The organism is Pseudomonas sp. Au-Pse12, from assembly GCF_021341665.1.
In the GTDB taxonomy this organism is placed as follows: domain Bacteria; phylum Pseudomonadota; class Gammaproteobacteria; order Pseudomonadales; family Pseudomonadaceae; genus Aquipseudomonas.
Genome location: NZ_JAJTTH010000005.1, coordinates 15668 through 28295, shown reverse-complemented (window position 1 = coordinate 28295; position 12628 = coordinate 15668). Strand labels below are relative to the sequence as shown.

Genomic DNA, 12628 nt, shown 5'->3' with positions numbered 1-12628 from the left:
CCGCCCCGAGAACCGTGATGCGCCGCCTGCTGTCCTGCCTGCTCCTCTGCCTGCTGCCCTTGCTCGCTCAATCTGCCGAAGCACCACGACCGAAAATCGGCCTGGTGCTGTCGGGGGGCGCCGCCCGGGGCCTGGCCCACATCGGCGTGCTCAAGGCGCTTGAGGAACAAGGCATCCGCATCGATGCCATCGCCGGCACCAGTATGGGCGCAGTGATCGGCGGGCTGTATGCCTCGGGCTACAAGATCGACGAGTTGGAAAAGCTCGCGTTGAACATCGACTGGAAGCAGGCCCTGTCCGATGCCCCGCCTCGACAAGACGTGCCGTTCCGGCGCAAACAGGACGATCGGGATTTCCTCGTCAAACAGAAACTCAGCTTTCGTGACGACGGCAGCATGGGGTTGCCGCTGGGGGTGATCCAGGGCCAAAACCTGGCACTGCTGCTGGAGAGCAAGCTGGCGCACGCCAGCGACACCCGCGATTTCGACAAACTGCCGATCCCCTTCCGAGCCGTGGCCACCGACATCGCCAGCGGCGAGAAAGTGGTGTTTCGCAAGGGCCACTTGCCCCAGGTGATCCGCGCCAGCATGTCGATCCCGGCGGTGTTCGCACCGGTGGAGCTGGATGGCCGGCTGCTGGTGGATGGCGGCATGACCGACAACATCCCCCTGGACGTGGCCCGGGACATGGGGGTCGACATTGCCATCGTGGTGGACATCGGTACGCCGCTGCGCTCACGCAAGCAACTCAATACCGTGGTCGATGTACTCACCCAATCCATCACCCTGATGACCCGACGCAACTCCGAGGTGCAACTGGCGGCGTTGCACAAGGACGACGTGCTGATCCAGCCATCGCTGTCGAGCTTCGGCGTCACCGACTTCGGCCGAGCCCAGGAAATGATCGATGCCGGCTACCGCGCCACTCGCATCCTCGACGCACGCCTGGCGCGCCTGCGCCCGGCCCATCCGCTGGATGGCGAGCTGGCCGCCGCGCGCCAGCCCAGCCAGCGCACGCCGATCATCAGCGCAATCAAGGTAGAGAACGACTCCAAGGTCAGCGATGAAGTGATCCGCTATTACATCCGTCAGCGCATCGGCGAACCTCTGGACCTGGACCGCCTGGAAACCGACATGGGCACCCTGTACGGCCTGGATTTCTTCGAACAGGTGCAATACCGCGTAACGCACAAGGGCCAGGACAACACCCTGGTGATCAGCGCCCGAGGCAAGCGCAGCGGCACCGACTACCTGCGCCTGGGCCTGAACCTGTCCGATGACATGCGTGGCGACAGCGCATTCAATATCGGCGCCAGCTACCGCATGAACGGCATCAACAGCCTGGGGGCGGAATGGCTGACCCGGGTGCAGATTGGAGACCGGCAGGAAATCTACAGCGAGTTCTACCAACCGCTGGACGCGGGCTCACGCTATTTCGTGGCGCCATTCATCGCCGCCGAAGCGCAGAACGTCGAGGCGGTGCTGGACAACGACCCAATCGCCGAATACCGGCTGGAACGCTACGGCCTCGGCCTCAACCTGGGACGGCAGATCGGCAACAGCGGTGAGGTGCGCTTCGGCGTTGGCGAAGCCTGGGGCAAGGCCGACGTCAGAATCGGTGACCACAACCTGCCCAGCGAGAACTTCAACGAAGGCTATTACCAGTTGCAGTACTCCTTCGACTCCCTGGACAACGTCTACTTCCCCCACTCCGGTGAGGATATCGGCCTGACCCTGCGCCAGTTCGAGCCGAGCCTGGGTTCGGACAATCGCTACCGGCAATGGGAATTCAAACTGGACAAGGCCTTGAGCAGCGGCCCCAACACCTTTGTCCTGGGCGGACGGTATGGCCGGACCCTGGACAACGCCGATGTGGTGACGTCCAGCTTTCTGCTGGGCGGGGCGCGACAACTGTCCGGCTTCCGCCAGGACGCGCTCTCAGGGCAGAACATCAGCCTGGCTCGCGCCGTGTATTTCCGCCGCCTGACACCACGCTCCTATCTGCCTCTGGAGTTTCCGCTGTACCTGGGAGGCTCATTGGAACGCGGTCGCGTGTGGAACAACGACAACGCCTTCGACAGTGGCTACATCAATGCGGCCAGTATCTTCCTCGGCTTCGATACGCCGCTGGGGCCACTGAACTTCAGCTACGGCTTCAACGATGACAACCAGAAAGCCCTGTCACTGAATCTCGGCCAGACATTCTGACAGGCGTGCAGATACCGCCCCAGAAATACAGCAGGCCAGGATTCACAGCAGTGGGAGAACAGGACAAACCGGGGTCAGACAACCCCGGTGAAGGCGTCAGGACTTTTCCAGATTAGCCAGGATGCGCCCATGAACGCGCATGCAGACCCGCAGGTCTTCATCGTCAACGCCAATGAACAGTTCATGGCGCAGGGCAGTGGCAATGGTTTCGATCTGTTCGATCAATGGCCGGGCCGAAGGACAGAGGACAATCTTCTTCGCCCGACGGTCTTCCACCACCGACTGGCGCTGGACCAGGCCCTGGGTTTCCAGGCTGTCCAGCAGCCGGGCCAGAGTCGGCCCTTCCACACCGACGCTTTGCGCCAGCTCACGCTGGGTCGGCGCCTCTTCGAAGCGGGCCAGGTGCAGCAGCACCAGCCAGCGAGCCTGGGACAGGCCAAGCCCGGCCAGGCGACGGTCCAGTTCAGCACGCCAGCCGCGAGACATATGCGCCAGCTGCATACCAAAACGGTGTTCATCGGTTAACGGCATAAAACACTCATGATCAGACTGAAAATAAAGAAAAACTAATTATTAGTCAGCTAAGCATGCCCCTTGCCCGGAGGCAAGGCCTGTAAGGGACTGAATCGTTACAACATTGACGCACCCCTTCACATTTCAAACTCCGACTGCAAGGCCGCACGCACGCAATACAACACCCCTTCAGGCACCCGTCCGGCGAACACCTCGATAATCTCGGCCACGGGCGGTAGTTCGCCCTCGCCGTCGAGGAAAGCGTCCTGGATTTCCCCCAACAGGTCTTCCGGCAAATCCAGGGCCTGCTCCAGGGACAGTTGCTGCTTGCCGATCGCTTCGGCCAGCAAGGTGTAGACGTTCTTTTCCGTGCATTGCAGTTGGCCAGCGATCTGCACCGGGGTCATTCCTGCACGAGCGAGGGTGATCAATTCGTGGCGAATGTCGGCGACCACCTTCGGCGCTTCGACACCGCCCCCCAGGACTTCCAGGAAGGCCGCGCCATAACGCTCCAGTTTGCGCGCGCCAACACCGCTGACCTCGGCCATTTCCGCCATGGATCCCGGCTGGCTGCGAAGCATTTCGAGCAAAGTGGAATCGGGGAAAATGACATACGGCGGCACCCCATGCTCTTCCGCCAGCTTGCGCCGCAGGGCCCGCAGCGCCTCCCACTGTTCGCGCTCCTCGCCCCGCACCAGTTGGCTGGCCTGGCTGGTACTGCTCTTGGGGCTGCTTTGCGGCTTGAGATCGCGCCGCAGCTCCAGGGTGACTTCCCCCTTGAGCAAAGGCCGACAAGTGTCACTCAAGCGCAAGCCGCCATAACCCTCCAGGTCGATATCCGCCAAGCCGCGCGCCACCAGCTGGCGGAACAGCGAACGCCATTCGCCTTCGCTACGGGCCTTGCCGACACCGAACACCGACAGATGCTGATGACCGAAGCTACGGACCTTTTCCGTGTCCTTGCCCAGCAGCACATCCACCAGATGGCCGACGCCATAACGCTGGCCGGTGCGATAGATCGCCGACAGCGCCTGACGCGCCGGTTCGGTGGCATCCCAGGTCTGCACCCCATCGACGCAGTTGTCGCAATGGCCGCACGGCTGCGGCATGTCTTCATCGAAATAGGCCAGCAGGGTCTGGCGCCGGCAGCGGGTTTCCTCGCACAAGGCCAGCATGGCATCGAGCTTGTGCTGCTCCAGACGCTTGTGGCGCTCATCGCCTTCGGAGTTCTGCAGCATTTGCTTGAGCATCAGCACATCCTGCAGGCCATAGGCCATCCAGGCATCTGCCGGTAGGCCATCACGGCCGGCACGCCCGGTTTCCTGGTAGTAGGCCTCCAGTGACTTGGGCAGATCCATGTGGGCCACAAAGCGCACGTTGGGTTTGTCGATACCCATGCCGAAGGCGATGGTAGCCACCATGATCAAGCCTTCCTCGTTGAGGAAGCGCTTCTGGTGGTAGGCGCGCAGTTCGTTGGGCAGCCCGGCGTGATACGGCAACGCGGTGAAGCCTTGTTCGCAGAGGAATGCGGCCACCTCGTCGACCTTCTTGCGCGACAGGCAATAGACGATCCCGGCATCGCTGCGCCGCTCGTTGAGGAACGCCTGCAACTGCTTGCGTGGCTGTTCCTTGGGCACGATGCGATAGAAGATGTTCGGCCGATCGAAGCTGGAGAGAAAACGCTCGGCGTTCTGCAAGTGCAGGCGATTGACGATCTCTTCGCGGGTGCGTTTGTCCGCGGTGGCGGTCAGGGCAATACGCGGCACCTGGGGGAACATTTCCGCCAGTTGCCCCAGTTGCAGGTATTCGGGACGGAAGTCATGACCCCATTGGGATACACAGTGGGCTTCGTCAATGGCGAACAAGGCAATATCAAGGCCCTGCAGGAACGCCAGCATGCGCGGCTGGACCAGGCGCTCGGGGGCCAGGTAAAGCATCTTCACCTCGCCGCGTCGGATACGCGCCGCCAGGTCACGCTGCTGCTCGGCGCTCAGGGTGGAGTTCAGGGCCGCCGCCGCAACACCGAGCTCCTCCAGGGTCGCGACCTGGTCGTCCATCAGCGCGATCAGTGGCGACACCACCACCGCCAGGCCTTCGCGCAGCAGCGCCGGGACTTGGAAGCACAGCGACTTGCCCCCCCCGGTGGGCATCAGTACCAAGGCATCGCCGCCGCTGGCCACGCGCTCAATGATCGCACCTTGGCGACCACGGAAACTGTCGTAGCCGAAGATGTCCTTGAGGACGCGTTGAGCCTGTTCGAGCATGAAAAACTCCAAAAATCGCTGAAATCCCTGGGGGCAGACTGGACGAAAAGCCGGCATGCTTCACCGACATTTGCGTTAGCGGACTTGTCCGGGGCGGACACTTGGCCTGCAGGGCATCACAAAACGCGCGAGTATACCCGAGCCCTTCCCGGCAGAGGGCGTCGACAATGGACCACTGGTAACCTTTAGAACCGCTCAAATCTGCCCCGCGGCTGGCTTGAGCGCGCAAGAAAGCCTAGAATTCAGCATCGTTTATTCCCCAAGGTAGCCGTCAATGTCCTTCGCTGAGCAACTAACCCGCCTGCAAGTCTTCCTCGATGCAGATGATCTGCACGACGAGGCGCTGGACTACGTGGCCGCTCACGGCTACCTGACCGCGCTGTCGATCTGTTCGGAAAGCGTTCCGGATCGCGAATGGATCGATGCCCTGTTCGCCGAAGAGCCGCATTACCGCGACGACGCCGAACGCGAAGCGATCGAGTCGACCCTGCTGGCCCTCAAGGCGCACATCGCCCGCCAACTGGCTTCCGACGAAGAATTCGAGCTGCCTTGCGAGCTCGACCTGGGCGACGATCCGGACGACTCGGACCTGCGTGGCTGGTGCATCGGCTTCATGGAAGGCGTGTTCCTGCGTGAAGCCGCCTGGTTCGAAACCGCCGAAGAAGAAGTCAGCGAGATGCTGCTGCCGATCATGGTGGGCTCCGGTCTGTTCGACGAACAGCCTGAGTTCTCCGACATCGCCAGCGATGCCAACCTGATGGACGACATGATCGTGCAGATCCCCGAAGCGCTCACCGCGCTGTACCTGCTGTGCAACGCCCCCGACGAAAAGCCCGCGCTGCTCAAGCCTCGCCACCACTGAGTCGTTGCCTATGGCCAAGCCCATAGGCCAGCGCTCCCTGATATGGCGTTACGTTCTGCTGGCCATCGGCTGGTTGAGCGTAGCGCTGGGGGTGGTGGGGATCTTCCTTCCGGTATTGCCTACCACACCTTTCCTGCTGCTGGCGGCCGCGTGCTTTGCGCGCAGTTCGCCACGCTTCTACCAGTGGCTGGTGCAACACCCGCGCCTGGGTCCGTGGATCCGTGATTATCTGGACGGCAACGGCATTCCACTCAAAGGCAAGGTGTATGCGATCGGCCTGATGTGGCTGAGCATCGGGCTCTCCTGCTATCTGGTCCCGCTGCCCTGGGCTCGGGGGTTCATGCTGACCAGCGCGGTGCTGGTGACCTTCTACATCCTGCGCCAGAAAACCTTGCGCTCCTGAGCCATTGCTCTGCCTGACGAACACGCCCGCACTGACCTGCGGAAGCCGGCTTGCCGGCGAAGAGTCGGGCAAGCCCTGCCCCCGTTTTCGCGGACAATCCCCTCCTACAAGGAAGGGCTGAGGCCGTGGTTGCGTTGGTAGGTGTCTTCACCCATCGCGGCAATCTGCCCTTCGATCAGTGCCTCGAAGGGCCGCAGCAGCGGCTCGAACGAGGCCGGCGCTTCCAGCACCTGCAATGCCTGGACAATCGCCTCCAGGGTTGACAAGGCTCCCGGCCCCGGAGCCTTGCGCAGGCGATAGCGCGAGGGCGTTGCGACCGCCAACGTCACCCGCGGCAAAGCCGCCAGCAGGGGGTTGAGGTGCAGCAGTTTGCGCGCCTTGCGCCAGGTGCCGTCGGGCACCACCAGCAGCAGCGGTTCATCCGTCTCGGCGTAAGCCTGCAATGGCTGGGCATCATCCGCCGGGAACAGCAGGCATGCGCGGTATCCGGGCTGAGCGAGCAGCACCGGCAAATCCTCGAACACCTCGCCAACCACCAACTCGGCGTTACTCAATCCCAACGCAGCCAGTCGTGCAGTGTTCAAGGCATGGTTGACCTCGCTGGGATGCTGCAACAGCAGCACTCGGGTGCGGCTGGACAGCTGTGGAATCAGCGGACACAGACAGTGGCCGGCAGGGCGCAGGCAACGCTCGCAGCGTGCTCGGGACATGGGGGCTCCTTATGACTGGTTGAGCTGGGCTTTGAGCAGGTCGCGAAACGTCTGGATCAACGGTTCACGACCGCGCCCGCGACGCATGATCATGGAAAACGGCGCCTGGTAGCCAAAGGTCGCCGGCAGCAGCACCCGCAAGTCGCCCTTGTCGGCCCAGGCCTGGGCGTAATGTTCCGGCAGGTAGCCGATGTAGGCGCCGGACAGCACCAGAATCAACTGTGCCTCCATGCTTTCCACGGTCGCCGCGCTGTGCTTGAAGCCGTGCCGGGCCAGCTCGGCCTGGCTCCAGTAACCGCGGCCAACCATGCGCTGCTGGGTAATCACCTGCTCGGGAATGCGCCGCTCGCTGTACAGCGGATGACGGTTGCTGCAGTACAGCCAGTGCTGTTCACGGTACAGCGGCATGTACACCAGCCCGCTCATGCGCGTGGAAAAAGCGCCAATGGCCAGGTCCAGACGGTTGTCCTGCACCCCCAGTTGCAGCTCATGCGGGCTCATCACCGACAAGTGCAGGTGCACCGCCGGATGCTCCTGGCTATAGGCACCGATGGCCTCGGCGAACGGCAAGGCCTTGTCGCTCACCGTGGAGTCGATCACCCCCAGGTTCAGAGTCCCGCGCAACTCGCCCTTGAGGGCCGCGGCATATTGCTCGAAGCCTTCCAGTTCAGCCAGCAGGCGCAGGGTTTCCTGATGGAACAACTCACCCTTGCTGGTCAGGCTGAACCCGCCCCGGCCCCGATGACAGAGCACCAGCCCCAGGGAAGCTTCCAACTGGCTCATGTAGGTGCTGATGGCTGAGGTCGAGAGGTTGAGCTCGTGCTGGGCATTGGCGAACCCCTGATGCCGCACCACACTGACAAAGATGCGCAATAGTTTCAGATCAGGTAAAGCGTTGGCCATGACAGGCTCCGATAACAGGCAAAACAACAACCTCCCTGTGGCGAAGAAGCACGCTCCCGCCGGGCAGTAAAGCTGCCCCGATGACGTCCATGCCCACTTCCAATCTGACCGTGCAACCCGGATAACAGAGGCTGCGCCTCCCAACGGGAGCAAGCTCCCTGGCTGCGAGGAGCCCTGGGAGCAGCGCAGGAGTCTAGCGCGCCCGCCGCCATTAGTTTAGAAAAATCTGAACTAAGTATTTGTCCGTAGCGATTCTTTCCCCGCACTACATTTCGCAGAATCGGTCCACTCGGTTGTTCGGGCAGGATTCGCTGCGCCGCCGACCCCATAAATATAAAACAACGATGAGGCCTATCCCGTGGACAAGATTCTCCACCAACCACTGGGCGGCAACGAAATGCCGCGCTTCGGCGGCATCGCCACCATGATGCGTCTTCCCCATCTGCAATCCGCTGCCGGCCTGGACGCTGCCTTCGTCGGCGTGCCCCTGGACATCGGCACCTCGCTGCGCGCCGGCACCCGTTTCGGCCCGCGGGAAATCCGCGCCGAATCGGTGATGATCCGCCCCTACAACATGGCCACCGGTGCCGCTCCGTTCGACTCGCTGTCGGTGGCCGACATCGGCGACGTGGCAATCAACACCTTCAACCTGCTGGACGCGGTGCGCATCATCGAAGAAGCCTACGACGGCATCCTTGAGCACAACGTGATTCCCCTGACCCTGGGTGGCGACCACACCATCACCCTGCCGATCCTGCGGGCCATCCACAAGAAACACGGCAAGGTCGGGCTGGTGCACATCGATGCCCACGCCGACGTCAACGACCACATGTTCGGCGAGAAGATCGCCCACGGCACCACCTTCCGCCGTGCCGTGGAAGAAGGCCTGCTGGACTGCGACCGAGTGGTACAGATCGGCCTGCGTGCCCAGGGCTATACCGCCGAAGACTTCAACTGGAGCCGCAAGCAGGGTTTCCGCGTGGTCCAGGCCGAAGAGTGCTGGCACAAGTCCCTGGAACCCCTGATGGCCGAAGTTCGCGAAAAAGTCGGCAATGGTCCGGTGTACCTGAGCTTCGACATCGACGGCATCGACCCGGCCTGGGCACCTGGCACCGGCACTCCGGAAATCGGCGGCCTGACCACCATCCAGGCCATCGAGATCGTCCGTGGCTGCCAGGGCCTGGACCTGGTCGGCTGTGACCTGGTGGAGGTCTCGCCGCCTTATGACACCACCGGCAACACCTCGCTGCTGGGCGCCAACCTGCTGTACGAAATGCTCTGCGTACTGCCTGGCGTGGCCCATCGCTGAAACCCGGCCTTCGGAAGGCTGCTGCCGCGCTCGCCCATGAGCGCGGCCATGGAACCGTGCAGGCAAAGGAGTGCAACACCTTAGCCAACGTGATCGGAGCAGATCATGCATAACAACAAAGAAAAGAGCCTGAGCGACATCTCAACCAACAGGGTCGAACAGTTCCTCGACCACGAGCGCGGCAGCGGGCCTTGCGACCTGGCCAGCGCGCCCCTCGACATCATCAAAGCCACCGACTCCAGCACCGCCAACAGCGGTGTCAGCAGCCTGCTGGCAAGTCGCGCACTGCTGCCTGGATAACCCTCTGGAGCCACAGGACCCGCGATAGAGCCCTTGAGTCTTACTGAAGACTCAAACACGCCTTCGCCGCGCAACCAGCGCCTGCATGAACCGTTTGTTTCACATAAAAAAGATAATCGGAGACACGCCACCATGGCTTTAGATCTATTTGTCGTACTCATCTATGCCGCCGGCATGCTCGTGCTCGGCTACTACGGCATGCGCAAGGCCAAGACCCACGAGGACTACCTGGTGGCCGGCCGCAACCTCGGCCCGACCCTGTACATGGGCACCATGGCCGCCACCGTCCTGGGCGGTGCTTCCACCGTCGGTACCGTGCGCCTGGGCTACGTCCACGGCATTTCCGGCTTCTGGCTGTGCGCCGCCCTGGGCGCGGGGATCATTGCCCTGAACCTGCTGCTGGCCAAGCCACTGCTCAAGCTGCGTATCTTCACCGTCACCCAGGTCCTGGAAAAGCGCTACAACCCCATGGCCCGCCAGGCCAGTGCTGTGATCATGCTGGCCTATGCACTGATGATCGGAGTGACCTCGATCCTCGCCATCGGCACCGTGCTGCAAGTGCTGTTCGGCCTGCCGTTCTGGATCTCGGTGCTGCTGGGCGGCGGCGTGGTGGTGGTCTATTCGGCGATCGGTGGCATGTGGTCGCTGACCCTCACCGACATCGTCCAGTTCGTGATCAAGACCGTGGGCCTGATGTTCATCCTGCTGCCGATCTGCCTGTACCGCGTGGGGGGCTGGGATGAACTGGTGGCCAAGCTGCCGGCTTCCAGCTTCAGCTTCACCACCATCGGCTGGGACACCATCATCACCTACTTCATGATCTACTTCTTCGGCATCCTGATCGGCCAGGACATCTGGCAACGGGTGTTCACCGCCAAGACCGAGAAAGTCGCGCAATACGCCGGCACCCTGGCGGGCTTCTACTGCATCCTCTACGGCCTGGCCTGCGCCCTGATCGGCATGGCCGCGCATGTCCTGCTGCCGGACCTGGACAACGTCAACAACGCGTTCGCCGCCATCGTCAAAGCCTCGCTGCCGGACGGCATCCGCGGGCTGGTGATCGCTGCCGCCCTGGCCGCCATGATGTCCACCGCCAGCGCCGGCCTGCTGGCCGCCTCGACCACCCTGACCGAAGACCTGCTGCCAAGGCTGCGCGGCGGCAAGCAGTCGAGCCTGGGGATTAACCGCCTGTTCACCTTCCTCACCGGCATCGTGGTGCTGGGTATCGCCCTGGTGGTCAACGACGTGATCAGCGCCCTGACCCTGGCCTACAACCTGTTGGTGGGCGGCATGCTGATCCCGCTGATTGGCGCCATCTTCTGGAAACGCGCCACCACCGCCGGTGCCATCGCCAGCATGGGCCTGGGCTTTGTCACCGCCCTGGTGTTCATGTTCAAGGACGGCCTGGATGCCAACACCCCGATCTACTACAGCCTGGCCGTGGGCCTGGTGAGTTTCGTGGTGGTGAGCCTGTTTTCCCGACGCTCGGTGCCACTGGCCAACGCGATCTGAGTTGAAGTCGGACGCCTGAAGTTTTTCTTCGACGGGTGCGGCGTCGGTGGCCGCACCCGTTTTTTTTCGTCCTCAAGAAACCCTCGCCATGCCATCGCCGACGCTGCCCGTCCCGCCTGAGCCCTCCCCCGACCTACCGGACGCGACGCAAATGAATCCTGCCCACGCACGCGCGGCCGTGCACCTGCTGATCCGCCAGGGGCTGGGTGAATGTTTTCGATGAGCAAAGCGCTCTGCAGCGCACTCGGGCCGGACAAGCAGGAGATCGAGTGGCTGCTCTGGCGCCTGGAGAAGGTCGAATACCTGGCGCAGCGGTGGTTGGAAAGGTCCCGGCAAGATCAAGGTTGACCCGATCGCTCCGGGTGGGTGGCTGGCGACTGCCAGCCAGAAAACACCCGCGAGAGCCGGAGTCTGCACTCCGCTCTCGCATCGGCCTCAACGACGACGTTGTTGACGGCGCCGCAGTTCTTCGTCGGTAGGAATCGGCACCGGTTGCAGCGGTGGCTCGATCAGGCCCAGTGCGACGCCAAGGTCGTGCAGCCAGCTTTGCAGTTTATCTTTCATAGTGCCCCCTCAGGGTCGTGCCGAGCGGCGATTCTGCGCCGCCTCAAGCAGATAATAGTCCGATCTTTTCCGGCGCGCTGCAGCGCAATAGCAATGAACTGTTACTGGATTGAAGCCAATCGCCACTGCCCCTTCAGCCATGCGCCCGCGCTGGCTCCGCAAGCCCCACGCCAGCGCTTTGCTGCAGCTCGATCCAGGCATTGAGGTTGGCCCCGACCATGCCCCTGCGCCACATCAACCAGGTGCTGGCACACGCGAAGGGTTCGGCCAGAGCATGCACCGCCACACTCTCGCGCCCCGGCAAACTGTCGAGCATTGACTGAGGCATCAGCGCCACTCCGGAACCGGCGATCACACAAGCCAGCATGCCCTGGTAGGACTCGATCTCCATGGCCCGGCCCATCGCCGCATGGTAGTGGGCAAACCAGGACTCCAGGCGCATGCGATAGGCGCAGCCCTGGCGAAAGGTGAACACCGCACGGCCCTCCACATCCCGGGCCGTGCACACCGGCGGATGGTCGATCTCGCTGATCAGCACCAGGGTCTCGTCACACAGGGGCACCCCATCCAGCCCTGCCAGCTCCAGCGGCCCGTCCACCAGGGCTGCATCCAGGCGCCCGGTGAGCAAGCCTTCAAGCAATTCACCACTGGGCCCGGACTGCACTTGCAGGTTCACCGCCGGATAGGCCCGGTGATAACGCGCCAGCAACGCTGGCAAGTGAATCGCGGCCGTGCTGTACATGGTCCCCAGAACAAACTCTCCCGCGGGCTGGCCACCCTGCACGGCTGCGTGGGCCTCGTCGTGCAGGGCGAACAGACGCGCGGCGTAATCGAGCAGTACCTTGCCCGCCGGCGACAACTGCAAGCGCTGGCGCTCGCGCAGGAACAGCTCGACTCCCAATTGCTCCTCCAGTTGCTTGAGCCGGGTCGAGAGGTTCGACGGCACCCGGTGCAGGCGCTCGGCGGCGCGGGTGATGGAGCCTTCCTCGGCCACGGCCTGGAAGATGCGCAATTGGCTGAACTCCACGACATTCTCCAAAACTGAACAAGTTACTCAATATTATTCATTTTTATAGAAAGT

13 protein-coding genes are annotated in these 12628 nt (G+C 62.7%); 7 read left to right on the top strand and 6 right to left on the bottom strand.

Going from position 1 to position 12628, the window contains the following annotated elements; all coding sequences use genetic code 11:
• Positions 1–17: 17 nt before the first annotated feature.
• Entirely contained in the window at positions 18–2207 is a 2190-nt protein-coding gene (locus tag LXM55_RS15000) for a patatin-like phospholipase family protein (RefSeq protein WP_233321080.1), read from the top strand.
• A gap of 96 nt (positions 2208–2303) precedes the next feature.
• Here LXM55_RS15000 and LXM55_RS14995 read toward each other — a convergent pair whose 3' ends face one another.
• Both LXM55_RS14995 and recQ read right to left on the bottom strand, forming a co-directional pair.
• Entirely contained in the window at positions 2304–2738 is a 435-nt protein-coding gene (locus LXM55_RS14995; RefSeq protein ID WP_233321077.1) for a MarR family transcriptional regulator, read from the bottom strand.
• Between the two features lie 119 nt (positions 2739–2857).
• The gene (recQ, locus tag LXM55_RS14990) at positions 2858–4984 is read right to left on the bottom strand and encodes a DNA helicase RecQ (protein ID WP_233321075.1); all 2127 of its coding nucleotides are present in this window, start codon (positions 4982–4984) and stop codon (positions 2858–2860) included.
• A gap of 274 nt (positions 4985–5258) precedes the next feature.
• Between recQ and LXM55_RS14985 the strand changes: the two genes are divergently transcribed.
• Together LXM55_RS14985 and LXM55_RS14980 are read left to right on the top strand one after the other, a co-directional pair.
• Positions 5259–5846, top strand: a complete 588-nt coding sequence (locus LXM55_RS14985) for a UPF0149 family protein (protein WP_041116614.1) — start codon at positions 5259–5261, stop codon at positions 5844–5846.
• 10 nt (positions 5847–5856) lie between these two features.
• Positions 5857–6249 (top strand): YbaN family protein, encoded by a 393-nt coding sequence (locus LXM55_RS14980; RefSeq protein WP_233321074.1) that lies wholly within the window; start codon positions 5857–5859, stop codon positions 6247–6249.
• Between the two features lie 104 nt (positions 6250–6353).
• Here LXM55_RS14980 and LXM55_RS14975 read toward each other — a convergent pair whose 3' ends face one another.
• Both LXM55_RS14975 and LXM55_RS14970 read right to left on the bottom strand, forming a co-directional pair.
• A complete protein-coding gene (locus LXM55_RS14975; RefSeq protein ID WP_233321072.1) occupies positions 6354–6959 on the bottom strand; it encodes a tRNA-uridine aminocarboxypropyltransferase in 606 nt (201 codons plus the stop codon).
• 9 nt (positions 6960–6968) lie between these two features.
• The gene (locus LXM55_RS14970) at positions 6969–7862 is read right to left on the bottom strand and encodes a LysR family transcriptional regulator (RefSeq protein WP_016962625.1); all 894 of its coding nucleotides are present in this window, start codon (positions 7860–7862) and stop codon (positions 6969–6971) included.
• Between the two features lie 358 nt (positions 7863–8220).
• Here LXM55_RS14970 and speB point away from each other — a divergent pair, with 358 nt between their 5' ends.
• The 4 genes from speB (at position 8221) to LXM55_RS32435 (ending at position 11331) form a co-directional block, all read left to right on the top strand.
• The gene (gene speB, locus LXM55_RS14965) at positions 8221–9171 is read left to right on the top strand and encodes an agmatinase (RefSeq protein WP_011059912.1); all 951 of its coding nucleotides are present in this window, start codon (positions 8221–8223) and stop codon (positions 9169–9171) included.
• Between the two features lie 105 nt (positions 9172–9276).
• Positions 9277–9471, top strand: a complete 195-nt coding sequence (locus tag LXM55_RS14960) for a hypothetical protein (RefSeq protein WP_233321070.1) — start codon at positions 9277–9279, stop codon at positions 9469–9471.
• A gap of 132 nt (positions 9472–9603) precedes the next feature.
• On the top strand, positions 9604–10983 hold the full coding sequence (locus tag LXM55_RS14955; protein WP_233321069.1) for a sodium:solute symporter: 1380 nt from the start codon (positions 9604–9606) through the stop codon (positions 10981–10983).
• Positions 10984–11202: 219 nt separating this feature from the next.
• On the top strand, positions 11203–11331 hold the full coding sequence (locus LXM55_RS32435) for a hypothetical protein (RefSeq protein ID WP_267924417.1): 129 nt from the start codon (positions 11203–11205) through the stop codon (positions 11329–11331).
• An 87-nt stretch (positions 11332–11418) separates the two neighbouring features.
• Here LXM55_RS32435 and LXM55_RS32430 read toward each other — a convergent pair whose 3' ends face one another.
• Together LXM55_RS32430 and ptrR are read right to left on the bottom strand one after the other, a co-directional pair.
• The gene (locus LXM55_RS32430; RefSeq protein ID WP_011059908.1) at positions 11419–11547 is read right to left on the bottom strand and encodes a PA1414 family protein; all 129 of its coding nucleotides are present in this window, start codon (positions 11545–11547) and stop codon (positions 11419–11421) included.
• A 133-nt stretch (positions 11548–11680) separates the two neighbouring features.
• Positions 11681–12574: a putrescine utilization regulator PtrR gene (gene ptrR, locus LXM55_RS14950; RefSeq protein WP_233321067.1), complete on the bottom strand. Its 894-nt coding sequence runs from the start codon at positions 12572–12574 to the stop codon at positions 11681–11683.
• Between the last annotated feature and the right edge of the window lie 54 nt (positions 12575–12628).

What these genes read in the sequence shown, in the direction of transcription:
- LXM55_RS14995 (WP_233321077.1), bottom strand. Translation starts at nt 2,738, where the DNA reads ATGCCGTTAACCGATGAACACCGTTTTGGTATGCAGCTGGCGCATATG.
- LXM55_RS32435 (WP_267924417.1), top strand. Translation starts at nt 11,203, where the DNA reads ATGAGCAAAGCGCTCTGCAGCGCACTCGGGCCGGACAAGCAGGAGATC.
- LXM55_RS14985 (WP_041116614.1), top strand. Translation starts at nt 5,259, where the DNA reads ATGTCCTTCGCTGAGCAACTAACCCGCCTGCAAGTCTTCCTCGATGCA.
- LXM55_RS14980 (WP_233321074.1), top strand. Translation starts at nt 5,857, where the DNA reads ATGGCCAAGCCCATAGGCCAGCGCTCCCTGATATGGCGTTACGTTCTG.
- LXM55_RS14955 (WP_233321069.1), top strand. Translation starts at nt 9,604, where the DNA reads ATGGCTTTAGATCTATTTGTCGTACTCATCTATGCCGCCGGCATGCTC.
- LXM55_RS14960 (WP_233321070.1), top strand. Translation starts at nt 9,277, where the DNA reads ATGCATAACAACAAAGAAAAGAGCCTGAGCGACATCTCAACCAACAGG.
- recQ (WP_233321075.1), bottom strand. Translation starts at nt 4,984, where the DNA reads ATGCTCGAACAGGCTCAACGCGTCCTCAAGGACATCTTCGGCTACGAC.
- LXM55_RS14970 (WP_016962625.1), bottom strand. Translation starts at nt 7,862, where the DNA reads ATGGCCAACGCTTTACCTGATCTGAAACTATTGCGCATCTTTGTCAGT.
- LXM55_RS32430 (WP_011059908.1), bottom strand. Translation starts at nt 11,547, where the DNA reads ATGAAAGATAAACTGCAAAGCTGGCTGCACGACCTTGGCGTCGCACTG.
- LXM55_RS14975 (WP_233321072.1), bottom strand. Translation starts at nt 6,959, where the DNA reads ATGTCCCGAGCACGCTGCGAGCGTTGCCTGCGCCCTGCCGGCCACTGT.
- LXM55_RS15000 (WP_233321080.1), top strand. Translation starts at nt 18, where the DNA reads ATGCGCCGCCTGCTGTCCTGCCTGCTCCTCTGCCTGCTGCCCTTGCTC.